This is a genomic window from Streptomyces sp. CLCI03, assembly GCF_053615355.1.
The window spans coordinates 7,103,033-7,127,584 of record NZ_CM132132.1; the positions used below are offsets into that span (position 1 = coordinate 7,103,033).

General features: G+C 73.3%; 20 protein-coding genes. 8 read left to right on the forward strand and 12 right to left on the reverse strand.

From position 1 onward, the window contains the following. Positions 1-117: 117 nt before the first annotated feature. Both ACWG52_RS32680 and ACWG52_RS32685 read right to left on the reverse strand, forming a co-directional pair. Positions 118-3,177 carry an AfsR/SARP family transcriptional regulator gene (locus ACWG52_RS32680; protein ID WP_389807137.1) on the reverse strand — a complete coding sequence of 1,020 codons (3,060 nt, stop codon included), beginning with the start codon at positions 3,175-3,177 and terminating at the stop codon, positions 118-120. A gap of 160 nt (positions 3,178-3,337) precedes the next feature. Further along, positions 3,338-3,808 (reverse strand): MarR family winged helix-turn-helix transcriptional regulator, encoded by a 471-nt coding sequence (locus ACWG52_RS32685; RefSeq protein WP_389807136.1) that lies wholly within the window; start codon positions 3,806-3,808, stop codon positions 3,338-3,340. 391 nt (positions 3,809-4,199) lie between these two features. Here ACWG52_RS32685 and ACWG52_RS32690 point away from each other — a divergent pair, with 391 nt between their 5' ends. Beyond that, complete coding sequence (locus tag ACWG52_RS32690) at positions 4,200-5,693, forward strand: FUSC family protein (protein ID WP_389807392.1); 1,494 nt, start codon at positions 4,200-4,202, stop codon at positions 5,691-5,693. On the opposite strand, the gene ACWG52_RS32695 is transcribed toward ACWG52_RS32690, so the two are convergent. Beyond that, on the reverse strand, positions 5,683-7,980 hold the full coding sequence (locus tag ACWG52_RS32695; RefSeq protein WP_389807135.1) for a HelD family protein: 2,298 nt from the start codon (positions 7,978-7,980) through the stop codon (positions 5,683-5,685). The genes ACWG52_RS32690 and ACWG52_RS32695 overlap by 11 nt on opposite strands. Before the next feature lie 141 nt (positions 7,981-8,121). Here ACWG52_RS32695 and ACWG52_RS32700 point away from each other — a divergent pair, with 141 nt between their 5' ends. The 3 genes from ACWG52_RS32700 to ACWG52_RS32710 all read left to right on the forward strand — a co-directional run bounded on the left by ACWG52_RS32700 (position 8,122) and on the right by ACWG52_RS32710 (position 11,178). Next, on the forward strand, positions 8,122-8,709 hold the full coding sequence (locus ACWG52_RS32700; RefSeq protein WP_389807134.1) for a GNAT family N-acetyltransferase: 588 nt from the start codon (positions 8,122-8,124) through the stop codon (positions 8,707-8,709). Positions 8,710-8,921: 212 nt separating this feature from the next. Next, positions 8,922-10,058, forward strand: a complete 1,137-nt coding sequence (locus ACWG52_RS32705; RefSeq protein WP_389807133.1) for a nitric oxide synthase oxygenase — start codon at positions 8,922-8,924, stop codon at positions 10,056-10,058. A gap of 55 nt (positions 10,059-10,113) precedes the next feature. Beyond that, a complete protein-coding gene (locus ACWG52_RS32710; RefSeq protein WP_389807132.1) occupies positions 10,114-11,178 on the forward strand; it encodes a lactonase family protein in 1,065 nt (354 codons plus the stop codon). Between the two features lie 85 nt (positions 11,179-11,263). Here ACWG52_RS32710 and ACWG52_RS32715 read toward each other — a convergent pair whose 3' ends face one another. The 3 genes from ACWG52_RS32715 to ACWG52_RS32725 all read right to left on the reverse strand — a co-directional run bounded on the left by ACWG52_RS32715 (position 11,264) and on the right by ACWG52_RS32725 (position 14,064). Continuing rightward, a complete protein-coding gene (locus ACWG52_RS32715; RefSeq protein ID WP_389807131.1) occupies positions 11,264-12,178 on the reverse strand; it encodes a sirohydrochlorin chelatase in 915 nt (304 codons plus the stop codon). Positions 12,179-12,274: 96 nt separating this feature from the next. Beyond that, on the reverse strand, positions 12,275-12,961 hold the full coding sequence (locus ACWG52_RS32720; protein ID WP_030012774.1) for a uracil-DNA glycosylase: 687 nt from the start codon (positions 12,959-12,961) through the stop codon (positions 12,275-12,277). Between the two features lie 11 nt (positions 12,962-12,972). Further along, positions 12,973-14,064, reverse strand: a complete 1,092-nt coding sequence (locus ACWG52_RS32725; RefSeq protein WP_161289399.1) for a WD40/YVTN/BNR-like repeat-containing protein — start codon at positions 14,062-14,064, stop codon at positions 12,973-12,975. A gap of 223 nt (positions 14,065-14,287) precedes the next feature. Here ACWG52_RS32725 and ACWG52_RS32730 point away from each other — a divergent pair, with 223 nt between their 5' ends. From ACWG52_RS32730 to ACWG52_RS32740, 3 genes are all read left to right on the forward strand, one after another. Continuing rightward, on the forward strand, positions 14,288-15,610 hold the full coding sequence (locus ACWG52_RS32730) for a wax ester/triacylglycerol synthase family O-acyltransferase (protein WP_453129092.1): 1,323 nt from the start codon (positions 14,288-14,290) through the stop codon (positions 15,608-15,610). A 76-nt stretch (positions 15,611-15,686) separates the two neighbouring features. Beyond that, the gene (locus ACWG52_RS32735) at positions 15,687-16,787 is read left to right on the forward strand and encodes an NADH:flavin oxidoreductase/NADH oxidase (protein ID WP_389807130.1); all 1,101 of its coding nucleotides are present in this window, start codon (positions 15,687-15,689) and stop codon (positions 16,785-16,787) included. Positions 16,788-16,920: 133 nt separating this feature from the next. Next, positions 16,921-17,268 (forward strand): ArsR/SmtB family transcription factor, encoded by a 348-nt coding sequence (locus tag ACWG52_RS32740; protein ID WP_389807129.1) that lies wholly within the window; start codon positions 16,921-16,923, stop codon positions 17,266-17,268. A gap of 185 nt (positions 17,269-17,453) precedes the next feature. On the opposite strand, the gene ACWG52_RS32745 is transcribed toward ACWG52_RS32740, so the two are convergent. The 3 genes from ACWG52_RS32745 to ACWG52_RS32755 all read right to left on the reverse strand — a co-directional run bounded on the left by ACWG52_RS32745 (position 17,454) and on the right by ACWG52_RS32755 (position 20,487). After that, a complete protein-coding gene (locus tag ACWG52_RS32745; protein ID WP_390166813.1) occupies positions 17,454-18,065 on the reverse strand; it encodes a prealbumin-like fold domain-containing protein in 612 nt (203 codons plus the stop codon). 267 nt (positions 18,066-18,332) lie between these two features. Continuing rightward, a complete protein-coding gene (locus ACWG52_RS32750; protein ID WP_389807127.1) occupies positions 18,333-19,697 on the reverse strand; it encodes an FAD-dependent oxidoreductase in 1,365 nt (454 codons plus the stop codon). Between the two features lie 88 nt (positions 19,698-19,785). Continuing rightward, positions 19,786-20,487, reverse strand: a complete 702-nt coding sequence (locus tag ACWG52_RS32755) for a DUF305 domain-containing protein (RefSeq protein ID WP_389807389.1) — start codon at positions 20,485-20,487, stop codon at positions 19,786-19,788. Positions 20,488-20,569: 82 nt separating this feature from the next. Between ACWG52_RS32755 and ACWG52_RS32760 the strand changes: the two genes are divergently transcribed. Next, positions 20,570-22,057 (forward strand): LVIVD repeat-containing protein, encoded by a 1,488-nt coding sequence (locus ACWG52_RS32760; RefSeq protein WP_453126713.1) that lies wholly within the window; start codon positions 20,570-20,572, stop codon positions 22,055-22,057. Between the two features lie 20 nt (positions 22,058-22,077). Here ACWG52_RS32760 and ACWG52_RS32765 read toward each other — a convergent pair whose 3' ends face one another. The 3 genes from ACWG52_RS32765 to ACWG52_RS32775 all read right to left on the reverse strand — a co-directional run bounded on the left by ACWG52_RS32765 (position 22,078) and on the right by ACWG52_RS32775 (position 24,485). After that, positions 22,078-22,716: a TetR/AcrR family transcriptional regulator gene (locus ACWG52_RS32765; RefSeq protein WP_389807125.1), complete on the reverse strand. Its 639-nt coding sequence runs from the start codon at positions 22,714-22,716 to the stop codon at positions 22,078-22,080. A 102-nt stretch (positions 22,717-22,818) separates the two neighbouring features. Then, positions 22,819-23,478, reverse strand: coding sequence for a phosphatase PAP2 family protein (locus ACWG52_RS32770; RefSeq protein ID WP_389807124.1), 660 nt, complete (start codon positions 23,476-23,478; stop codon positions 22,819-22,821). A gap of 68 nt (positions 23,479-23,546) precedes the next feature. Continuing rightward, positions 23,547-24,485, reverse strand: coding sequence for a M56 family metallopeptidase (locus ACWG52_RS32775; RefSeq protein ID WP_033214141.1), 939 nt, complete (start codon positions 24,483-24,485; stop codon positions 23,547-23,549). Positions 24,486-24,552: the final 67 nt, after the last annotated feature.

The following is a 24,552-nucleotide window of genomic DNA, read 5'->3' on the forward strand; positions in this document are numbered from 1 at the left end:
TTCCCGCGGGTTCGGTCGCGGACGCCGTCGATGTCGACCAGCACGTGCCGCGGTCCACGGAAGATCCGGTCGCGCCGGTACGGCGGCGGGTCCTCGACGAGCCGGGAGCAGGCTCCGCTACGGCTTGTCGTTCTCCGGGTGCGTCAGCAGCAAGGTCAGTTCCGCCGCCGTGAAGGAACGATGCGGCAGTTCACCGGCGACCCCACCGCCCGGACCGCCCCCACTTCCCGGACCGCCCGCCGATACCGCCGTGCCCTGGACCGCGGCCAGCAGCCGGTCCGCCTGCGCCCGCCAGGGCTGCGCGCCGACCTCGCCGAAGGCGGCCCGCGCCCGCCGGAACCGCTCCGCCGCCTCCGCCGGGCGGCCGCCGATCGCCTCCACACACCCGAGATCGGTCTCCACCCGGGCGTACAGGAAACGGTCCGCCAGCTCATCGGTGATCTCCAGGGCCTGCTGCAGCGTCCGCCCCGCCGCCGGCAGCAGGCCCTGGCTCCACTGCGTCTGGCCCAACCCCCGCAGCGCGTGCGCCTCCCCGACCCGGTCGCCCTCGCCCCGGGTCAGCCGCAGCACCGCGCCGAAGGCCTCCGCGGCCTCGTCCAGATCGCCCGCGCGCAGCCGCACCTCGGCCAGCCGGTACACGCTCTGCGCCTCCGCCCGCACCGATCCGGTACGCCGGCTCAGCGCCACCGCCTGCTCGGCGAGCGGCAGCGCGCCGCCCACGTTGCCCCGGTCCAGCTCGATCTGCGCCTGGAAGCCGAGCAGGTGGGCCTCGTTGCCGATGTCACCCGACGCGTGGAAACCGCTGAGGGCCGCCTCGCAGTACTCCAGGGCCCGCTCCCAGTCCCCCTGGAACCGCGCGCACATCGCCAGGTTCCGCTGGGCCAGCGCCGCCCCGCCCATGTCACCGGCGTTCCGCAGCAGCCGTAGCGCGGCCATGTTCCAGCCCTCGGCCTGTTCGTACCGCCGCTGGTAGATCGCCAGCGACCCCAGCAGCCGCAGCATCGTCGCCTCGCCCGGCTCGTCGCCGGTACGTCGGGCCGTGGCCAGCGCCTGCTCGGCGCAGCGCTGCCAGTCCTCCAGGTAGTTCTTCGTCTCGAAGTGCGGTACCGCGCTCTCGGTCAGCGTCCACGCGTACCGGGCCCGGCCCGTCTCCGCCGCGTGCGCCACCAGGTCCGTGACGGCCGTGCGCTCCGACTCGAACCAGTCCATCGGCGTGGCCAGCAGCTCGTCGGCCAGCTCCGGCAGGAAGCGCGGAGCCGGGGCGGGCGTCCGGCCCACCGGGAACTCCCGGCCGTCGATCCGCCGGTGCGCCTCCTCCGCCAGCCAGAGCCAGGACGCGAAGGCCCGCTCCAGCGCGGCGTCGGTCTCCCCCTCCGGCTCGTCCGACTCCGCCCGCTCACGGGCGAACAACCGCAGCAGGTCCTGGAACCGGTAGCGGGTGGCCCGCCCCGGCTCGGCGTCGGCCACCTCCAGCAGCTGCGCGTCGACCAGGTGGTCGATCAGTTCCTCCGCGTGCCACACGTCGGTGTCCAGTACGGCCGCCCCCGCCCAGGCGGCGAAGTCCGCGGTGCGCAGCAGCCCGAGCCTGCGGTACATCCGGGCCGCCTCGGGGGCCAGGTCCCGGTAGGTGAGCCGGAAGCCGGCCCGCACCCCGCCCTCGCCCGGGCTCAGCACGTCGAGCCGGGACCGGTGGTCGCGCAGCCGCGCCACCAGGCTCCGTACGCTCAGACCGGGTTTGGCCGCCAGCCGCGCCCCGGCGATCCGCAGCGCGAGCGGCAGACAGTCGCACAGCGCGCCGAGCTGCTCCACCGCCACCGGGTCGCTGCCGAACCGGTCGGCCCCGGCCAGTTTGATCAGCAGTGCCGTCGCCTCGGTCGGCTCCAGCATCCGCAGCCGCAGGGTCAGCGCGGTGTAGTCCCCGGTCAGGTCGCCCAGGCTCTCCCGGCTGGTGGCCAGCACCACGCTGCGCCCGCCACCCGGGAGCAGGGGTCTGAGCTGGGCGAAGGACCGTACGTTGTCCAGGACGATCAGTGTCTTGCGGGTGCTGAGCAGGCTCCGGAAGAGCGAGGCCCGCTCGTCGGGATCCGCCGGTATCTGGGGCGCGCCGATTCCGAGGGCCCGCAGGAACCGGTCGAGCACGGCGGCGGGGGACACCGGCGCGTGCTCCTCGTCGTAGCCGCGCAGATCGGCGAAGAGCTGGCCGTCCGGGAACTGGTCGGCGACCTGGCTCGCCCAGTGCACCGCGAGGGCGGTCTTGCCCACGCCGCCCACGCCGACGATGGTCGCCAGCGCCGGGGTGTGGGGGTTGTAGGGCTCCTTCAGGAGCCGGTCCAGCGAGGTCATCTCCCGCTGCCGGCCGGTGAACGCCATGACGTCGGCGGGCAGTTGGGCCGGGATGGTGCTCAGGGCCGCCGGCGCGGGCACCGCCGTGGCGGGGGGCCGGGTCAGTTCGGGGGAGTCGCGCAGGATCAGTTCGTGCAACTGACGCAGTCCGGGACCCGGTTCGATCCCGAGCTGCTCGGTGAGTAACCGGCGGCCGTGCAGGAACACCTCCAGGGCCTCGGCCCGCTGCCCGGACCGGTACAGCGCCAGCATGAGGTGTTCGCGGCACTGCTCGCGCAGGGGGTGCCGGGCGACCAGCTCGGTGAGTTCCCCGGTGAGCGCGCGGTGCCGGCCCAGCTGGAGCATCAGCCCGGCGCGTTCCTCCATCAGCGCGAGCCGCATCTGCTCCAGCCTGGTGGTCTCCGCCTCCAGCCGGGAGCCGGACGGCTCGTCGAGCGCGGAGCCCCGCCAGATGCTGAGCGCCTCCTCGAACTGCGTGCACGCCTCATCGGTCCGTCCGTGCCGGGCGGCGTCCCGTCCCTGTTCGGCCCGCTCCAGGAACTCCTGGACGTCGATCCGGTGCTCGCCCTTGGCCAGCAGGTAGCCCGGGGGAGAGGTGATCAGCAGATCGGTCACCCCGGCCTGCTTGAAGGTCTTGCGGAGGGTGGCCACGCAGATGGCGATCTGGTTGCGGGCCGTCGCCGGGGGAGATTCCGGCCAGACGGCGTCCACGAGGGTGTCCACCGAAACGATTCGGTCGGCGTAGAGGACCAGCATCGCGAGGACCGTGGCCTGGCGTCGGCCGTTGATGCGCAACGGACCGTCATCGGTCTGGACGAGCAGCGGTCCCAGCACTCTGAAGACAAACCGATTCAAAAGGTCCCCCGGCCTTGAAACCCCGCGTCAGGCGCGAACGGTACCGCAAAGAGCGTTCCTCGGTGCAGTCAACTCTTTGGAAAAACACGGGCTCTTTCAGGCCGGCTTGTCCGTATAGCGGCGGACACGTGCGCGGGCCTCACGCAGAGTCGTCGGATCCGATGGACGACAACGCGCCGGACAGGCCCCGCAACACCTCGGCCGTGCGGTATACCTCGCCCTCGCCCCCGAGGCCCTCGCACAACTGCCGGGTCAGCTCGGCCAGACAGGAGTCGATCTCCCGCTTCGCCGCCACGCCCTGCTCGGTGGCGGTGAGCAGCTTGGCCCGCCGGTGGGCCGGATTGTCCAGATAGACCGCGAGACCCTGCCGCACCAGAAGATCCGCTATGCGCTGCACGCTCTGCCGGCTGGTCCCCACCCGCCGGGCCACGGCGGACACGGACAGTGACTCCTCCGTGACCGTGGTGAGTATCTGCCAGCGTGCGGCACTGAGCCCCGAAGCGACCGCGAGCCGGTCGAGGGCCGCGGTGAACCGTCCGTTCAGTCGGAAGACCGCCACGGCGGCCCGGCTGAACGCCTCGGCCGCCCCGAACTCCGCCGTACGCGTCAACGTCGGTCCCCTTCCGTACGCCCCGCGGGTCGCTGCACGATAACAGCGCGTGGTCACGCGGACGAGAGTCGGCCACGGTCGGCCACGCCGGCGGCCCAGGCCGGTGAGCTGCCGCCGTCGACAGTGGTCCGATGGCAGGCTCATGGCCGACATCCCGGCTCCCGCGCTGTACCAATGGCCCAGCACTGGAGGGCCCGTTTGAGCCAGTGGGCCTCCGGATGCTTATCTGTGTCGTATCCATGTACTTACGGCGCCGCGCAGCGCCGGACGGCAACGAGGCCGGTTCCGGAGCGCGGCGCCTTCGCCGTGCCCGTCCGCCGCCCACCACCCCCGGGCGGCGCCGGGCCGGCGCGCAGCACTGCAAGGGGGGCGGCACACCGCCGTGAAGAGGATGTTCGTGGCTCCGGATCCGGGGCGTATGAGACTGCGGAACTCGGCCCGCGCCGTGATCGGCGTCGTCGCCGCCGTCGCCCTCGCCGAAGTGTGCGGTCTCTCCCTGACCGCCTCCATCACCGGAGGACTTGCGGCCCTGCTCGCCCTCTTCACCGTGCTCGACGGAGACGTCCGCGCCCAACGCCTGACCACCGCCCTGCTGCCCGTCGCCGGATTCCCCGTCCTGACCCTCGCGACCACCCTGCACGGGGTGCCGCTCGCCCGGGACGCCACCTTCCTCGCCGTCGTGTTCGCCGGGGTCTACGCCCGCCGCTTCGGCCCCCGCGGCCACGCCCTCGGGATCTTCGGCTTCATGATGTTCTTCGTCACGCAGTTCCTGCACGCCCGGCCCGCGCAGCTGCCCGAGCTCTACGCCGCCGTGGGCCTGGCCCTCCTCGCCGCCGGAGCCGTGCGTTTCCTGCTCTGGCCCATCGAGCGGCGCACCCCGCCCCCCGCGGCCCCGCCCGGCCTGCCCGGGACCGGGCTCGCCCGCCCGACCACCCGACAGGCCTTCCAGGCCACCGCCGCCTGCGCCTTCGCGCTCGGCATCGGCCAGGCGCTTTCCGACGACCGCTGGTACTGGGCCGTCGGCACCGCCTGGTGGATCTTCGTGAACACCACCTCCCGGGGCGAGACCCTCGTACGGGGCTTCCGCCGCGTCCTCGGCACCGTCGTCGGCATCGCCGCCGGCCTGCTGATCGCCGTACCCCTGCATGGCGCGCCGGCCCCCACCGCCGCACTGGTCGCCGTATGCGTCTTCGGGATCTTCTACACCGCCGCGCCCTCGTACTCCTGGATGATGTTCTTCGTCACCGTCATGGCCGGGCTGCTCTACGGCCTCCTCGGTGTCCTGCACCCCGGACTGCTGCTCCTGCGCTTCCAGGAGACCGCCATCGGCGCGCTCGGCGCCGCCCTCGCCGTCGTGATCATCCTCCCGGTCACCACCCACGCCGCCAACGACGCCTGGATCCAGCGCGCCCTGCACTGCGTACGCGCCGCCACCGCGGCCGCCCTGGAGCGTCTCGCGGGAGACCCGGACGCCGACCCCGCCCCGCACGCCGCCGAACTGGAGCTGCTGCTGGGCCGGGTCCGGATGGCCCTCGCGCCGCTCGTCCACCCGCTGAGCCCGCTGCGCGCCCGCAAGGCCCGCGCCCGGCAGGTGCTCGCGCTGCTGGACGACTGCGCCCGGGACGTACGCGGGCTGGTCGCCGTCGCCGCCGATCCGCAGGCCTCGCACGACGCCCGGCTCGCCGCCGCCTGCTGGCGCGTCGAGGCCGCGGTGGAAGCCCTGACCGCCCCGCACGGCACGCCCGGGCCCGCCACCGTGCCGCAGCCCCGGCCCGCCGCCGCGGAACCGGCGCTCGCCCACCTCCACGGCCTGGAACACACCCTCGTGGCACTGGCGACCCCGCTGCGCACCGACCCCCGGGCGCCGCTCGTCATCAGCGCCTGAGCAGCCCCTCCGGGGTGTCCGCCAGCCCCGCCGGCAGCCGGCCGGCGGTGTGCACCACCCCGAGGGTCTGGGTGGCCCGCGTCAGCGCCACGTACAGATCGCTCGGCCGCAGCTCGGCCGGCTCCACCACGATCACCGTGTCGAACTCCAGCCCCTTGGCCTGGCGAGGGTCCAGCAGGACCACCTCACCGGTCAGATCCGGCTCGACGCCCTCCCGTACCCCCGGCAGTACGGCGGCCAGCGCCGCGTGCCGGGCCCGCGGCGCGATCACCGCGAGCCGCCCCTCGGCCGGCAGCTCCCGAGCCACCGCCTCCCCGGTCGCCGCCGCCAGATCACCGGTCGCGTGCGCCCACGGCCGCACCCCGGTGGCCCGTACGGACCGCGGCGGCTCGAAGCCGGGATCGCGGGTCCGCAGCACGGCCGCCGCCACCTCCATGATCTCGGCCGGCGTGCGGTAGTTGACCCCCAGCCGGACCAGCTCCCAGCGCTCGCCCACGTACGGCGACAGGATCCGCTCCCACGAGCCGCAGCCCGCCTCGTCGGCCGTCTGCGCCGGGTCGCCGACCAGCGTCATCGACCGGGTCGGGCAGCGCCGCATCAGCAGCCGCCACGCCATCGCCGACAGCTCCTGCGCCTCGTCCACGATGACGTGCCCGAAGGCCCAGGTACGGTCGGCCGCGGCCCGCTCTGCGGTACTGCGGTGGTCGGACTCCTCGTGACGCTCGGCCATCCGCTCCGCGTCGATGATGTCGTGGGCCGCGAGGAACTCGTTCTCCTCGTCCTCGAACTCGTACGACTGCGAGCCCTCCGACAGGTCCAGCACCCCCTGCGCGTAGGCGACGCGCCGCTGCCGGTCCCGTTCCTCGGCGGCCCGCCGGGCGCTGTCGTCCTCGCCGAGCAGCTCGGCCGCCTCGTCCAGGAGCGGCACGTCCGCCGGGGTCCAGTCGGGGCGGGCCGAGGGCGCGCGCCGGATCAGGTCGGCCTCGTGCGCGGGCAGGTGCGTCGGGTCCGCGAGGAAGTCGGAGACCAGCCGCTGGGGGGTGAGGGAGGGCCACAGCGAGTCGATCGCCGCGTGCACGGCGGCGCTCGTCGCGATCTCCTTGCCGATCTGGGCGATGTCGTCCGAGCCGAGCAGGTTCGGACCGCCGTACGGATCGGCGCCCAACCGGTCGGCGAGCTGCGCCGTGAGCGCGTCGATGATCGGGAAGACGAAGGAGGGACGGGCCTGGTTGTGCGGCAACCCGGTGGCTCGGGCCCGGTCCCGCGCCTCGTACGCCATGGTGCGGTCCAGCAGCAGCGTCCCGTACTCCTCGTGGTCGATCTCCAGCGCCGGCTCGGGGACGGTGTCGTACTCCTCGCCGGTGTCCGCCGGCACGGTCTCCGGCAGGCACTGCCTGTCGGCCACCACCCGGGCGAGGACCTCCGCCATCGCGGCGCGCCCCTTCACCTCGGCGGCCCCCGGGCGGTCGGCGGCGGTGGCGTGCACACCCGGGAAGAGCTCGCCCGGGGTGGCCAGCAGCACGCCCGTCTCGCCGAGGGCCGGGAGCACCCCGCCGATGTAGCCGAGGAAGGCCGGGCCCGGTCCGACGATCAGCACACCGCGCTTGGCGAGCAGCTCCCGGTGGGCGTACAGCAGGTAGGCGGCGCGGTGCAGCGCCACCGCGGTCTTGCCGGTGCCGGGACCGCCCTCGACGACCAGCACCCCGCGGTGCGTGGAGCGGATGATCCGGTCCTGCTCGGCCTGGATGGTGCGCACGATGTCGTGCATCCGGCCGGTCCGGGCGGCGTCGAGCGCGGCGAGCAGCACGGCGTCCGCGTCGGCGCCCTCGTGTCCGGTGCGCTCCGCGTCGGTCAGGTCGAGGATCTCGTCGTGCAGGGCGGTGACCACGCGCCCCCGGCTGCTGATGTGCCGGCGGCGGCGCAGCCCCATGGGGGTGTGACCGGTGGCGAGGTAGAAGGGGCGGGCCACGTCCGCGCGCCAGTCCAGGACCAGTGGGGTGCGTTCCGCGTCGTCGGCCCGGATTCCGAGCCGGCCGATGTGGTGGTCCCGGCCGTCGGAGAACTCCAGACGGCCGAAACAGAGACCGTTCTCGCCCGCATTCAGGGCGGAAAGCAGACCGGACTGCTCGGCGACGAGGACGTCCCGCTCCAGCCGCGCCTGAAAGCCGGTTCCGACATCGCGCAGCGCGCCTTCGACCACCTGTTCGGCCTGGTCACGCAGACCGTCGAGGCGCCGATAGAGGTCGGTGACGAATTGCTGCTCTTTCCGGAATTCCTCGGTTGACAATTGCACTCCTGCCGCGCTACAGTGTCCTCGTAAGCTTCACTACGACTTCGTTCAAAGCGAAGTCGTGAACCATTGAATATACGCTCTTCCGTCCCTCGGCAGCCAATTCGGCCGGGGGATTTTTTGCGTACGGTTGATCTCATGACCACCGCACACGGCTCGGCCGAATCGATCGTGTACCGCCCCGCCCGTCCCGAGGACGCGGGTGCCATCGAGGCCCTGGACTCCTCCTTCACCACCGCCACGGTGTTCGAGGTGAGCGAGCCCGGTCCGGGCGACGGCTTCGGCTTCCTGCTCCGCGAGGTCCCCGTGGACCCGCCCGTGCGCAAGGCGTTCCCGCCCGAAGAGCACGACGAGCAGGTCTTCGGCGGCGGGAAGGACTCGGACGCCGACGCCCGGACCTTCGTGGCTCTCGACGGCGAGCTGCTGTGCGGGTACGCCGCCGTCGGATACGCGCCCTGGAACCGGCGCCTGACCATCGAGGACATCGAGGTCGCACCCGACCACCGGGGTCGCGGCATCGGCCGGGGTCTGATGGAGTGCGCCGAGCGGTTCGCCCGCGAACGGGGCGCGCGGCACCTGTGGTTGGAGGTCAGCTCGGTCAACGCCCCGGCGGTGCACGCCTATCGGCGGATGGGGTTCTCCTTCTGCGGTCTCGACACCGTGCTGTACGAGGGCACACCGGCGACCGGTGAGCGGGCGCTCTACATGAGCCGCCCCTGCCGCTGACCCGGCGCACCGCCAACTCCCGGAGCGCGCCGGATCGTACGCCCCCGCGCGCCTCACCGCAGCCCGATCCATGAGGGATCACCCGGAGGAGTGCTCCCTGACTGTCAATCACCCCGCGCTGACCTGCGACATGTACAACGGGTAATTGTTTATTGCACATTCATCCGGCATGTACAGGGTGGATCTGGTCGGACAGGGGGTAACCGCCCGGAATGGAAATTCTTCAACAGCGCTCCACCACCGCTCAGGTGTGGGAAGCGGCCGAGGAGTTCATCCGACTCTTCCACCGGGAGAACCCGGACGCCGGCGATCCGCGTGCCCGACTCGCCGCCGTGCGGGCCGAACTCGCCGAGACCGGCACCTATGCGCACACCCCCGAGGAACTGGTCCACGGGGCCCGGGTCGCCTGGCGCAACAGTAACCGCTGCATAGGCCGCCTCTACTGGAACTCGCTGCGGGTCCGCGACCGCCGCGGGCTCACCGACGCCGACGACATAGCCGCCGAGTGCTTCGACCACCTGCGCGAGGCGACCAACCGGGGCCGGGTGAGGCCCACGATCACCGTCTTCGCCCCGGACGCCCCGGACCGCCCCGGCCCGCTGATCTGGAGCGAGCAACTGGTCAGATACGCGGGCTACGGCGACCACCCGTCCATAACCGTCGGCGACGCCCGCAACGGCCCGCTCACCGAGGCCCTGCTCCAGCTCGGCTGGCCCGGCGGCCCCGGCACCCCCTTCGACCTCCTGCCGCTGGTGGTCCAGGGCGTCGACGACAAGCCCCGCTGGTTCGACACTCCCTCGGACGCCGTCCTGGAGGTTCCGATCGACCACCCCGACGACGCGGGCTGGGCGGACTGGGGACTGCGCTGGCACGCCGTACCCGCCATCTCCAACATGTGCCTGGAGATCGGCGGCATCCACTACCCGGCCGCGCCGTTCAACGGCTGGTACATGGGCACCGAGATCGGCGCCCGCAACCTCGCCGACACCGATCGGTACAACCTCCTCCCCGCGGTCGCCCGCCGGCTGGGCCTGGACACCTCCAGCGACCGCTCCCTCTGGAAGGACCGCGCGCTCGTCGAGCTCAACCGGGCCGTCCTGCACTCCTTCGACCGCGCCGGGGTCACCATCGCCGACCATCACACCGAGTCCCGGCGCTTCCTGTCCCACATGGAACGGGAGGAGCGCAAGGGGCGCGAGGTGGGCGCGGACTGGTCCTGGATCGTGCCGCCGATCTCCGGCTCCGCCACCCCGGTCTTCCACCGCACCTACGAGGACCGCAGCAGCAGTACCGCCTACGTCCACCACCCCGGCGCGCAGGAGCGGGCCAGGGGGCGGGACTTGGTCTAGACCTTCTGTTACCGTCGGCTCCGGACGGATCCGGCAGCGGTGAAAGGGGCTCGACGTGGGTGGCACGGACATCAGGAGCCGGAGCGGTGAACCCCGGGCCTACATCGGCTCGTTCACCTCGACGGGTGGCCGCGGTGTCACCACCGCCACCGTGGACCCGAGGACCGGGGCGCTGACCCCGCTCTCGGTCACCCCCGCCGAGGACCCCTCGTACCTCGCCCTCTCCCGCTCCACCGGTGTCCTCTACGCGGTCAACGAGACCGAGCGGGGCACGGTCGCCGCCTTCGAGACCACCGTCGCGGGCCTCGCCCCCCTCGGCGCGCCCGTCCGCGTGGGAGGCTCCGGGCCCACCCACCTCAGCCTGGCGGGGCGCAGACTGCTCACCGCCAACTACACCTCCGGCAGCGTCAGCAGCCTCCCGCTCGCCGCCGACGGCCGCCCCGGCGGGCCCGCCCACGTCCTGTCGCACCAGGGTTCCGGCCCCGACGCCGACCGGCAGGAAGGCCCGCACGCCCATCAGGTGCTGCCCGACCCGACCGGCCGCTGGGTGCTCGCCGTGGACCTCGGCACCGACTCGGTACGGGTCTGCGCGCTCGACCCGACCACCGGGGCGCCGCGGCCGCACACCGAGACCGCGCTGCGTGCCGGGACGGGCCCCCGTCACCTCGCCTTCCATCCGGCGGGCGAGGTGGCGTACGTCCTGCACGAGCTGGAGCCCCAGGTGACCGTCTGCCGCTGGAACGGCGGCTCCGGGCGACTGGAACCGGCCGGAGAGGTTCCGGTGGCCTCAGTGGGCGCCTCAGAGGCCGTACGGGCCTACCCCTCGGCGGTCGTCGCCTCGCCCGACGGCCGCTTCGTCTGGGCGGCCGTCCGCGGGGCCGACACGATCGTCACCCTCTCCCTCGCCGACGGGCCGGAGAAACCGCGACTCACCGGAGCCGTGGCCTGCGGCGGAGCGTGGCCGCGCGATCTCGCCGTCGATCCCTCGGGGAGGCGGCTCTACGCGGCCAACGAGCGCTCGGGGGACGTCACCTGGTTCGACGTGGACCCGCTGACCGGGCAGCCGCGCCTCGCCGGCTCGATGGCCGTGCCCGCGGCCACCTGTGTGGTCCTGGGCTGACACGGGCCGGCGGGCCATGGGAAAGGGCCCCCGACGGCCACGGATGACCGTGGCCGTCGGGGGCCCTTCGCGTCGTACGGGCGGGTCAGTGTGCGGCGGCGTCCTGGGCGATCCCGAGGGCGGCGGCGTACTGCGCGACGGCCAGCTTGCCGAGCGCGCCGTAGGCGCCGAGCACCTCGGCCGTGGCGCAGTCGGCCTCCTTGCAGGCGGTGTCGAGCAGACCGTCGGCGGCCTCCGGGCCGATCAGGTACGGGGCGAGCGCGAGCAGCGTGGACCCCTCGCGGCGCAGCTGCTCGGCGACCGCGGCCACCGAACCCTCCTGGTCGAGCGCGGCGGCCATGACGGGCACGGCGAGCCGGGCGGCCAGCAGCATGCCCGTGATCCCGGCGGCCTGTACGGCCTCCTCGCCACCGGTGGTGGCCAGGACGATGCCGTCGGCGGCGGTGGTCACGGTGAAGAGCCGGGCGCGGTCGGCACGGGCCAGGCCCGCCTCCGACAGACGCACGTGCAGGCCCTCGGCGAGCAGCGGGTGCGGGCCGAGCACGTCGGCCAGCTCGGCGGCGGCGGAGGAGTCCATCAGCGCCTGGCGGATCCGGCGGAGCAGATCGCTGTCGGGGCCGGCGAGCAGCGGGACGACCACGGCGTCCGGGCCGGTCGGCGCGGGCACCTCGTGGCCGGCGGCGCGGGCGAAGTCCGCGCGCGCGACACGCTCGGTCGCGACGGCGGTCAGCACGCCGGACAGCGACGGGAACTCGGTGTCGTCGTCACCTTCGAGGAAGCCGATGCGGGCGTCGAGGCCCGGCAGCTCGGAGCGGCCGATGCTGATGATCTCTTCCGCGAGCCCTCGCGAGGCGGCCGAGGGGGCACCGGGCACGGCGAGCACCAGCGCGGGCGCGCCCTCGGGCGCCACCGCGGGCTCGGGCCGGCGGTGCCGTCCGGTCTGGCGGGGTCGCGGCATTCGTACGGGCAGGCCATTTGCGGGCCCAGTGGGGGAGCTCATGGCGCCGCATGCTACTGGCTTATCGGAACAAGGTGTTCGGGCAGGGCCTTCCCGCGGGGCATCTGTCCGTATTTATCCGGTGAATATCAGATACGTTCAACTGACTGACGGCAAGCGCCAGTCCACAGGCTGTGAACCCTGACCCACCAGCAGCTCGTTCGTCCGGCTGAACGGCCGGGAGCCGAAGAACCCGTAGTCGGCCGACTTGGGGGAGGGGTGCGAGGACTCCACGACGGGCAGTTCGCCGAGCAGCGGCCGCAGGTTGCGGGCCGCCCGTCCCCAGAGGATGGAGACCAGCGGCTTGCCGCGCGCGGCCAGGGCGCGGATGGCCTGGTCGGTGACGGCCTCCCAGCCCTTGCCCTGGTGCGCGTTGGAGCGGCGGGGCGCGGTCGTGAGCGATCTGTTGAGCAGCAGGACGCCCTGCCGGGTCCACGGGGTCAGGTCGCCGTTCGCCGGGCGGCCGGTGCCGATGTCCCGGTGCATCTCCAGGAAGATGTTGTCGAGGCTCGGCGGCACCGGCCGTACGTCCGGGGCGACCGAGAAGGACAGTCCGACCGCGTGCCCCGGCGTGGGATAGGGGTCCTGCCCGACGATCAGCACCTTGACCTCGTCGAAGGGCTGTTGGAAGGCGCGCAGCACATTGGCCCCGGCCGGTACGTAGGTCCTCCCCGCCGCGATCTCGGCGCGCAGGAAGTCGCCCATGGCGGCGATCTGCCCCGCCACCGGCTCCAGAGCACGGGCCCAGCCCGGCTCGACGATCTCGTTCAACGGTCGTGCTGCCACGGTGGATCACTCTACTGGCCGAACGTGGCCGCCCGTACACACAGGACGTCGGGCAGGTGCTCCGCGAGGAGTTGCCAGCTCTCGCCGTCGTCGTGGCTGGCGTACACCTCGCCGTTGCGGTTGCCGAAGTAGATGCCCGCGGGGTCCGCGTCGTCCGTGCACAGCGCGTCGCGCAGCACCGTGCCGTAGTGGTCCCCGGCCGGGAGTCCGCGGGCCAGCGGCTCCCAGGTGGCGCCCGCGTCCCGGGTGCGGAAGACCCGGCACCGGTGCTCGGCCGGGACCCGGTCGGAGTCGGCGTTGAGCGGGAAGACGTAGGCGGTGTCCGGCCGGTGCGGATGGGCGGCGACCGCGAAGCCGAAGTCGGAGGGCAGACCGCCGCCGATGTCGGTCCACCGGCCGCCCGCGTCGTCGCTGCGGTAGACGCCCCAGTGGTTCTGCAGGTACAGCCGGTCCGTGTCCCCGGCGTCCTGGGCGATCTTGTGCACGCACTGGCCGAACTCGGGGTTCGGGTCCGGCAGGAACACCGCCGAGACCCCCTGGTTGGACGGGTTCCAGCTGGCCCCGCCGTCGGTGGTCCGGAACACCCCGGCGGTGGAGACGGCCACGGTCACCGCGTCCGGGTCGCGGGGGTCGGTGATCACCGTGTGCAGGCCCTCGCCCCCGCCGCCCGGTACCCACTTCCCGCGGCTCGGGTGCTCCCACAGCGGACGGACCAGCTCGAAGGAGTCACCCCGGTCGGTCGAGCGGAACAGCGCGGCCGGTTCCGTCCCCGCGTACACCACGTCGGGGGCCTCGGGGCCGGCCGGCTGCAGCTGCCAGACCCGCTCCAGGGAGGCCCCGGTGTCCTTCGGGAACTTCACGGCGGGCGCGGCGGGCTCCCGCCAGGTCGCGCCGAGGTCGTCGGAGCTGAAGACGGACGGGCCCCAGTGGGCGCTGTCCCCGCCGACCAGCAGCCGGGGCACCGGGCCCCGCCGGTCCACGGCGACCGCGTAGACGGCCTGGGCGTTGAAGTGGGGTCCGTCGAACTCCCAGGGCGCCTCGCCCCGGCGGCGTCCGATGAAGAGTCCTTTGCGGGTTCCCACGAGCAGCACTGCGTCGGTCATGGCCGGCACCTCCGGGCCTCGTCGTCCTCCGCGGGCGTTCCTTGCGGAGTATGTTTTCGGCCAGTCTGCACCCGCCCGGTGACAGTGACCCGGCGGACGGTGCGGGGATCCTGATGAGCAGATCAATACCGATCGTTTACCGCCCTGAAATGATTGTTGCTTGCATGCAGGTGTCCGTAATGGATTGACTTCGGTCACTGCCGCCGCACGCGAGAGGACGTATGTGGTCACCGAGCACCTGTCCCCGCTCGACCTCGCCTTCTGGCGGATCGAATCCGCCGACCATCCCATGCACCTGGGGGCCCTCGCCGTCTTCCACGCCGCCGGACCCGACGCCGCGGAGCGAGCCGCCCGGCTGCTCACCGCCCGTTGCGTGGCCGTACCCCGCCTGCGCCGCCGGATCCGCGACGTGCTGCTGCCCGTCGGCGCGGCCGCATGGTCGCCCGACCCCGGCTTCGACCCGGCCCGGCACGTGTTCCTCGTGCGGACCGACGAGAGCGTCCCGCACACCGCCGCCGGACCGCTGATGGCCCGGCCGCTGGACCGGACGCTGCCTCCGTGGGAGGCGCACGTACTGGCCGGACCCGATCCCGACTCGTTCGCGGTCCTCTTCAAGTTCCACCACGCCCTCGCCGACGGTCTGGGCGCGCTGGCCCTGGCGGCCACCCTGTTCGACGAGGCCACGGTCCCGCGGCCACCCGCGCGCCCGGTCCCCGAGCAGCGGGGCGGCTCCGTCCTGCGCCGACTTCCCGGGGTCCTGGCCGCCCGGGTCCAGGACGTGGGCCAGGCCCTGGAGATCGGGGCCGCCGTGGCCCGCGCCGGACTGCCGCTCGGGGTGCCCACGGCCCTCACCGCGGACTCCACCGGCTCGGGCGCCCGCGCGGTCGCCGGCCTCGCCCTCGACCTGGACGAGGTCAACCTCGTCCGCAAGGGCGCCGGCGGCACCGTCAACGACGTGCTGATCGCCCTGGTCGCCGGTGCGCTGCGGCGCTGGCTGGCGGGGCGGGGCGATCCCGAGCCCTGGGGCGCGGGACCGCGCGCGCTGATCCCGGTCTCCCGCCGCCGCGGGCCCGCGGGCTCGGGAGGCGCCGGGAACCGGCTCTCCGGCTATCTGCTCCGGCTGCCGCTCGCCGAAGCGGATCCGCTGCGCCGCCTGGCCGGCGTGCGTGCCGCCATGGACCGCAACAAGGACGCCGGACCCGCCCGCGGCGCCGGGGCCGTCGCCCTCCTCGCCGACCACGTCCACCCGCTCGGCCACCGGCTCGGCGGCCCGCTCGTGGCCCAGGCCGCCCGGCTGCTCTTCGACATCCTCGTCACCAGCGTGCCGCTGCCGAGCTTCACCTTCACCCTCGGCGGCAGCCCGGTCCGCGAGGTCTACCCGCTCGCCCCGCTGGCCCGAGGGCAGTCGCTGGCCGTCGCGGTCTCCACGTACAAGGGCACGGTCCACTACGGACTGGTCGCCGACGCGGCCGCCGTCCCGGATCTGGCGGCCCTGGCCGGGGCGCTGCGCACGGAACTCGACGAGCTTGTACGAGAGGTCTCGTAGTACGAGGAAATCCGTAGTACGGTGACTCTCGTACTTGATCGATCCCCGGCATGCCCGGTCGTATCTGGAGAGCCTGATGAGTGCTGCCCCCGCCGCCTTCGCCGCCCTGTTCGCGCCCTACACGCTCCGCTCCGTCACCATCCCGAACCGGGTGTGGATGGCCCCGATGTGCCAGTACAGCGCCGAGGCGTTCGGGCCGAACGCGGGCGTGGCCGGCGACTGGCACTTCGCGCACTACGCCGCCCGTGCCACCGGCGGAACCGGACTGATCGTCCAGGAGGCCACCGCCGTCTCCCCGGAAGGCCGGATCTCCCCCTACGACCTCGGCATCTGGAACGACACCCAGGTCGAGGCGCTGCGCCGGATCACCGCCTTCGTCAAGTCCCAGGGCGCCGTCCCCGGGATCCAGATCGCTCATGCCGGCCGAAAGGCGTCCACGGACCGCACCTGGAAGGGCGGGCGACCGGTCGGAGCCGAGGCGCACGGCTGGCAGCCGGTCGCCCCGAGCCCCGTGCCCTTCTCCGAGGGGTACCCGGTACCCCATGAGCTGACGGTCGAGGAGATCCGTGAGATCACCGGCCAGTTCGCGGCCGCAGCCGAGCGCGCGCTGGCCGCGGGGTACGAGGTCGTCGAGATCCACGGCGCCCACGGCTACCTGATCGGCGAGTTCCTCTCCCCGTACAGCAACAAGCGCACCGACGAGTACGGCGGCTCCTTCGAGAACCGCACCCGCTTCGCCCTCGAAGTCGTGGACGCCGTAAGGGCGGTGTGGCCCGAGGAGCTCCCCCTCTTCTTCCGGATCTCCGCCACCGACTGGCTGGAGGAGGAGGGCTGGACCGCCGACGAGACGGTCCGCCTGGCCGACCTGCTGCCGGCGCACGGCGTGGACCTGCTCGACGTCTCGACCGGCGGCCTCGCCCCGCACGCCACGATCCCCGTGGGCCCCGGCTACCAGGTCCCCTTCGCGGCCCGGGTCAAGGCCGGCACCGCCCTGCCCGTGGCCGCCGTCGGCCTGATCACCGAACCGGAACAGGCCGAGAAGGTGCTCGCCAACGGGGAGGCCGACGCCGTCCTGCTGGGGCGGGAGCTCCTGCGCGACCCGTACTGGGCCCGCCGCGCCGCCAAGGAGCTGGGCGGGGAGATCCGTACGCCCGAGCAGTACCACCGCTCCTGGTGACGCGGGTTCGGCTCCGGCGGCCCCGCCCCGGAGCCGAACCGGTTTCCCCGACCCGCCCGCCTGCTTCGACGACTCTCGTACGATGGGGTGCGCGGCATCCGGAACACATCGACCGAGTGAGTGGAGCAGGGACATGACGGAACGGGACACCTCCCGCACCCTCGCCCACCCCGAGGAGGGCGAGATCCGCCTGGAGGGCGTGCTGCACGCCCTCTCCGACCCGGTCCGGCTGTCCATCGTCCTGGACCTGGCCGCCTCGGCCGAGGACCTGGCCTGCTCCTCCTTCGACCTGCCGGTCACCAAGTCCACGACCACGCACCACTTCCGCGTCCTGCGCGAGAGCGGCGTCGTCCGCCAGGCCTACCGCGGCACCACCAAGCTCAACGCCCTGCGCCGCGAGGAACTCCAGTCACTCTTCCCCGGTCTCCTCGACAGCGTCCTGGCGGCGGCCGCGGCCGAGGCGGCCCGGCTCACCGCATAGAGGTCCATGCCCCACTGCCGGTGGGAGCTTCGGCCGGGCCGGGACCGGTAGCCTGACGCCAGGTCGGCCGGGGGTGTCAAGGCGCACATGTGTCGCACCCTCCCCTTGCGCCCGGTCGGATTCGGCCACGGCCCAAGAGCCTGCCGACACGTCCCGCAGCCCCCTCCGGCCATCACCTGCCACGCTCATGGCACGAAGGCCGTACCCACCTCCCCGACCGGGTCCGTGAGGGCGGGCCGCGCGACCTCGCCGGCGGTCACCGGCGTGGCCGTGTTCTCGGCGGTCACCGTCACGCCTTCGGCGATGTTCTCCTCCGTCAGCACCAGGGGGCCGAACACCGGGTTGAGGGGCAGGTCGTAGCCGGGCGGGGCCTGGGTCTCCTGCCAGTAGTAGACGCCGGTCGGCAGGGTGCGGGCGCACGTGCCGTCGGCGGAGGTGGTGCAGGTGTCGCCGATGGAGGTGTCCGGGTCGCTGCCGGTGGGCTGGAGTCCAGGGATGCCGTTGGTCTCCTCCCAGAGCTGGAAGACGGCGCCTCCCAGAGGGTTGCCGGTCGTCGCGTCCTCCTTGACCACCGTGACGTCACCGAGAGGCACACCGGGGCCTTCGCAGTGGTCCGGGCACCGGGCGGCACCCTCGGCGGCCGGGCTCGCGATGCCCGGCCGGTTCCGGACGGCCGCGCCCGCCCCGGCCGCCGCTGCGGCGTACGAGGACGTCGACACCAGCAGCGCCACCGTCGCCGTCCCGAGGACCCAGGGCCGCCAACCATCCCATGACCGGCGGAATCCGTTCGGTGCCATGACGCTCCATCCGTTTGCCGCTCCGAGGCTTCGCTCCCGCGACATGATCGGCCCGCGCGCGGCGGCGGGCCCGGCGACACTCCCCGCGCGAGGGCATCGCGGCCGGATCACCACCCGGAAGCACCTCCGCGACGGGCGGGGCCGTCACCCACGGCCGTCGGTCCCACGCGGCACCAGGTGGTCGAGGGCGCTGCCGGAACCCCGCCCCGCGGCCACGGAGCCCGGCCTGCGCGAGCGCCCGGGGAACGGCGATCCGCGGGAACCGGCCTACGACCGGTCCGGGTCAGCCGCGGCCAGCAGGCCGGCCCAATCGGGGATCTTGACGGAACGGCGGCCCAGGGAGCGCCCCAGGTCGGCCTCGGCCGCCTCGATGGCCAGCCAGCCGGGCCACCGGACCGGGCGCAGCCCCGCCGCCCGCAGCGCGTCCAACGGATCCCCCGGGAGGTCGCGCCGGACCAATGTCCCCGCGTCCTGGAGCAGTGCGGACACGGTCTCCTTGGCGCAGGGCCGGTTCGTGCCGATCACCCCGGTCGGACCGCGCTTGATCCAGCCGGCCACGTATTCGCCGACCGAGGCCCGGCCCGCGCGCAGCACCCGGCCCGCCGCGTGCGGGACCGTGCCCTTCGCGGGGTCGAAGGGCAGCCCGGCGAGCGGAACGCCCTTGTACCCCACCGAGCGCAGCACCAACTGCGCCGCGACGTCCTCGTGCACGCCCGTCCCGATCACCCCGCCCCGGCCGTCCGGGGCGGTGCGCTCGAAGCGCATCCCGGTGACCCGGCCGTCCGGCCCGCCCAGGATCTCCACCGGGCGCAGGTAGAACCGCAGCGCGATGCGGCGCGGTAGGCCGGCCGGTTCGGCCTGCGCCCAGCCGCGGAGCACCTCCAGGTTCCGTCGGGCCACCGCCGGCAGGGCGGCGGCCGCCACCGGGTCGGCGTACACGGGGTCGAGGGCCAGTTCGGCCGGATCGGTGCGGACGTCCACCCCCGGCAGCGTGCCCAGTTCCCGTAGCTCCTTGGTGGTGAACCGGCCCTGCGAGGGTCCGCGACGGGCGACCATCGACACCGCGCGCACCCCGCTCTCCGCGAGCGCGCCGAGCGCCGGCTGCGGCATGTCCGTCGGCGCCAGTTCGGCCGCACCCCGGGCCAGGATCCGCGTCACGTCCACCGCGACGTTGCCGGCCCCGACCACCACCGCCGCGTCCACGCCGGGCAGATCGAACACCTCGGCCGCGGCGTCCGGGTGTCCGCTGTACCAGGACACGAAGGCCGTGGCGGAGTGCACCCCGGTCAGCTCCTCGCCGGGAATCCCCAGCATCCGGTCCCGGGCCGCGCCGACGCAGTACACCACCGCGTGGTACAGCTCCAGCAGCCGGCCGGTGGGCAACGCCTCCCCGCCGACCTCGACGTTGCCGAGGAAGCGGATCCGCTCGTCCTCCAGCACGGTGCGCAGGCTGCCCTGGAGCGACTTGATCTTCTCGTGGTCGGGGGCGACCCCGTACCGGACGAGCCCGTAGGGGGCGGGGAGCCGGTCCAGCACGTCCACCCGTACCCCGGGCACCTCGCGCTGCTGTACCAGCGTCTGGGCCGCGTAGACCCCGCTGGGGCCCGATCCGACGACGGCTACACGAAGCACGGCGGAGCTCCTCCCGCAGGTGGTCCCAGCTCCCTGATCCGGCCTGACCCACAAGACACCCCCAGCATGACACCGGCCCCTCGCGGAGTCAGCCCATCGCGCGCATCCGGTGGATCTCGGCGCTCTGGGTGGCCACCACCTCGGTCGCCATCTCCTCCACGGCCACGTTGTTCCCACCCGCCAGCGCCTCGCCGGCCATCGTCACGGCGCCCTCGTGGTGGGCGGTCATCAGCTTCAGGAAGAGCCGGTCGAAGTCGGTCCCCGTGGCCGCGGTCAGTTCCGCCAGCTGCCGCTCGGTAGCCATTCCCGGCATCGCGCCGTGGTCATGGCCCGCCGCCGGTGCCGCGGGCGTGGCGGTGGCCGGGGGAGTGGTCGCGGCAGGGTGGCGGGCCAACCACTTCTCCATCGCGCCGATTTCGGGCTTCTGGGCCGCCGTGATCCGCTCCGCCAGCCGTTCGACCCCCTCCGAGGCGGCCCGGTCCGGTGCCAGGGCGCTCATCGTGAGCGCCTGCCGGTGGTGTTCGATCATGCGTGACACGTAGGTGCGGTCGGCGGCGTTCGGGCTGTCGTCGGGTTTCGCCTTCGCGGCCTCCTCCGGGGTGAGGTGGCGGGCCTCCTCGCCCGGCCCGCCCGGCGCGACGATCGTGGCCCGATCCGATCCGTCGTCCCCCTGGCAGCCGGGGAGCGTCAGCAGCAGGCCGGCGGTCACGACCGTGGCCGCGGCCGTGGCGGCGAACCGGCCGGGCCGCGCCGATAAGACAGTGCGGAGGACCCCGTGGGCTTTTGCCATGTCCATGAAGGGAAGATACTGCCGGGGTCCTGGTTCCGCTCCCTCGCGGGCGGAACCGATCGGGCTCTCAAAGGAGGGCACAGTGACCTCGCTCCACAGCAGGCGGGTACACAGCAGGACCGTGGGGGTGGCCGTCGCCGCGGCCGGTCTCCTCACCACGCTCCTGGCGGCAGCCGGACCGGCCGCCGCCACCCCCGACCCGGGCGAATCATCATCCGGCAGTGCGCATCAGCACGACGCGGGCCTCACCGAGGGCCGGGGACTCGCCCCGGGGGACATCCCCGGCCAGGACGAGATCGTGCACAGCGCCAACGTCAAGCCCCTGGCCAACATCCCCAGCACCGACCCCACGGGGATCAACACCGATCTGGCCTTCCAGGGCAGGTACGCCTACGCGGGCAGCTACAGCGGCTTCACCATCTACGACATCGCCGATCCGAAGGCACCGAGGACCGTCACCCAGGTGCTCTGCCCCGGCGGCCAGAACGACATCTCCGTCCACGGCGACCTGCTCTTCCTCTCCACCGACTCCTCGCGCAGCGACGACTCCTGCAACAGCGTCTCGCAGCCCGCCACGGAGAAGTCCTCGTGGGAGGGCATCAAGATCTTCGACATCAAGGACAAGAAGAACCCCCGGTACATCAAGTCCGTCGAGACGGCCTGCGGTTCGCACACCCACACCCTGGTGCCGGGCGACCGCGACCTCTACCTCTACGTCGCCTCGTACTCCCCGAACGAGGCCTTCCCCGACTGCAAGCCGCCGCACGACGGCATCTCGGTCGTGAAAATCCCGAAGAAGGCACCGACGAAGGCCGCGGTCGTCGCCTTCCCGGTCCTCTTCCCCGATGGCGGCAACCCGGGCACGCCCACCAACCCCGGCGTCTCCAAGACCACCGGCTGCCACGACATCACCGTGCTGCCGTCGAAGAACCTGGCTGCCGGCGCCTGCATGGGTGACGGCATCCTCTTCGACATCAGCAGGCCCGAGCAGCCGCGGGTCATCGACCGGGTCCAGGACAACGTGAACTTCGCGTTCTGGCACTCGGCCACCTTCAACGAGCGGGCGAACAAGGTGGTGTTCACCGACGAACTCGGCGGCGGTGGCGGCGCCACCTGCAACGAGGCCACCGGTCCCGACCGCGGCGCCGACGGGATCTACGACATCACCGGCCGCGGGGACCAGCGCAAACTCGTCTTCCGCGGCTACTTCAAGATCCCGCGCCACCAGGCCGACACCGAGAACTGCGTGGCGCACAACGGTTCGCTGGTCCCGGTCGGCGGCGGCCGCGACATCATGGTGCAGGCCTGGTACCAGGGCGGCGTCTCCGTCTGGGAGTTCACCGACTCGACCCGCCCCCGCGAGATCGCCTACTTCGAGCGCGGGCCGCTGACGACGGACCAGCTCGGACTCGGCGGGTCCTGGTCGGCGTACTACTACAACGGGCACATCTACTCGAACGACATCGTCAAGGGCCTCGACGTGCTGCGGCTCGACGACCGGCGCACCGAAAACGCCACGCGGGTGCGCATGGACCGGCTCAACGTGCAGACCCAGCCCGAGTACCACTGACCTCCGGCGCGTCCGTGGTGCTACGGGCGCCAGGTCCGTGAGGGGAACGTTCCGCCGGGCGGCCCGCCGTCCGGCGGAACTCCGAGCTCCCAGTCCAGCCCGTAGCGCTGGAACAGCTCGGCCCGCAGCCGCTGCGCCGGCATCGGGGCCCCGGGCAGCAGGATCGCCACGACCGCGCCCATCAACAGGGCCCGAAGCAAGGGATAGTCCGTGTCCGGGTCCATCGAGCCGTACCGCACGACGGTGTCCCGCAGCAGCTCCGCCAACCGCTGCTGCTCGGGACACTGCACGAAGCCCTCGGCCGTCAGGATGCCCGCCATGTGCGTGCGCATCAGCAGGGGTTCGTCCCGGGCCAGCCCCAGGACGGCGTCGACGGCACGCGCGAGCCGCTCGCGCCCGCACTCGCTGCGGGGCTCCCGCTCCAGGGCGTCGTGGAGGGTCAGGTGCATCAGCCGGTGCACCGCGGACTGCAGCAACTGCCGTTTGCCCGGGAAGTAGTACGAGACCAGGCCGCGCGCCGCGCCCGCCCGGTCGGCGATGTCGCCGAGCGTCGTGGCCTCGTAGCCGTGCTCGGCCACGAGTTCGACCGTGGACTGCAGCAGCCGCTCCCGGGAACGTCTGCGCAATTCTTCATTGACCGATGCGCTGCGCGGGGACATGCTTACTCCTGCGTTGACTGGCTCCCGGCCAATATACTCAGCGCACGGGGTCGCCTGCTCTGGGTGACACGGGGGATCATCCAGGGCAGGCACGCCGTACCCTTACCGCTCCACCGGATCGCGTCCGCGTTCGCGCACGGCCATGGACGTCGCCAGAGCCACCAGGGCCACGCCCAGGAGCCAGCCCGCCAGCACGTCCGACGGCCAGTGCACCCCGAGGTACACCCGGGTGAAGCCGACCCCGAGCACCGAGACCACGGCCACCGTCCAGGCGGCGACCACGCGGGCGCCCGGCGCCCGGCCCGGCGGCGGGCGGGGGAGCAGCCACAGGAGCAGTCCGCACACCACCGTCGCCGTCATGGCGTGGCCGGACGGGTACGCCGCGTACTGCGCCGAGTCCACCGGATCCGACCACACGGGACGATCCCGCCCCACCAGTAGCTTCAGCCCCTGCTGCAGCGCCGACGCCGCCAGGGTCACCAGGGCCACCAGCAGCGCCCTCCGCCGATCGCCCCGCCACCACAGCAGGGCGCAGGCGACCGCCGCCAGCGCCCGCATGGTCCAGGGGTCCCACACCCAGTCGCTGAGCACCCGCATGGACCGGGTGACGGCGGGGTGGGTCACGGCGTGGGCGTGCAGATCCCGCGCGACCCGCTCGTCGTACGCGATCAGCGGCCGCCATCCCGCCACCACCAACGCCGTCAAGACCGCCGCGAGCAGCGCACAGCCGATGCCCGTCCACCACAGGGGATCTTTGCGCATGCCTCGATCCTCGCACCGTCGAGCGTCGACGGGCGGCGGGCAGCGCCGAGGCCCCCTTGCCGGGCCGTCTAAGCCAGGGCGCTCAGCCCCGGTACGAAGGCCACCACCAGCGGGATCGCGGGGACCAGCGTCGCCAGTGCCGTCAGCCGCAGCCGACGGCCGGGGGAGAGCCGGGGCGCCGCCGACAACAGCCTCCGCACCCGCTGCGGCACGTGCGCGTGCTCGGGCGAGGAGGACCCGAACACCCCCCGGTCCTCGTTGAGTCCGACCAGCGCCAGCGCGATCGTCAGCCGCCCGAACCGCCGGGAGGCCACATCGTCGGCGGCCATCTCCACCAACCGGTGCATCTCCGCCTCGAACGCCGCGAAGACCGGCACCTGCGGGAAGCCCCGGGCCAGCGCCCGCGAGCAGTGCAGCAGCCAGTCGTGCCGGGCCGCGGCGTGGCCCTGCTCGTGCGCCAGCACGGCGTCCAGCTGGCTGCCCTTCAGCCGGGCCAGCGCCGCCGTCGTGACCACCAGCTGCGGGGCCGCCCCCGGCAACCACCAGGCGTCCGGCCGGGGACCCTCCAGTACGACGAGCCGCGCGCCCGTCGGGTCCTCCCCGGGCAGCAGCGGGGCCCGTACCAGCAGTTCGCTGCCCTGTGCTCGCCGCCGGGCCCGCGCCCGCAGCACCTCACCGGTCAGCATCGCGGCGGTCCACAACCCGCCGCCCGCCAGCACCAGCGCGGTGAGAGCGGCCCAGGGCCCGCCGGCCGCGCCCAAGGCGTAGGCGTCGACCACCCCGTGCGGGGCGGAGGCGAACAGACGGCCCCGGACCTCCTGCCAGGCGGCCGCCGCGCTCAGCAGCATCGACAGCCCGAAGCACAGGAGCACGGCACCGACCACGCACTGCCACACCCACAGGGCGACGACCGGCTCACGCTCGGGCCATCGGGCCCGGGCCAGCAGACGGGGGGCGAGCACCGCGGTCAGGGCGCCGAGCAGGAGGAGAACGGCGGGGACCATCATGGCCGCCAGCCTATGAGCGAGGGACTACCTGCGGGTACGTCCGCGGGCCATTGGTGACGCAGGACAC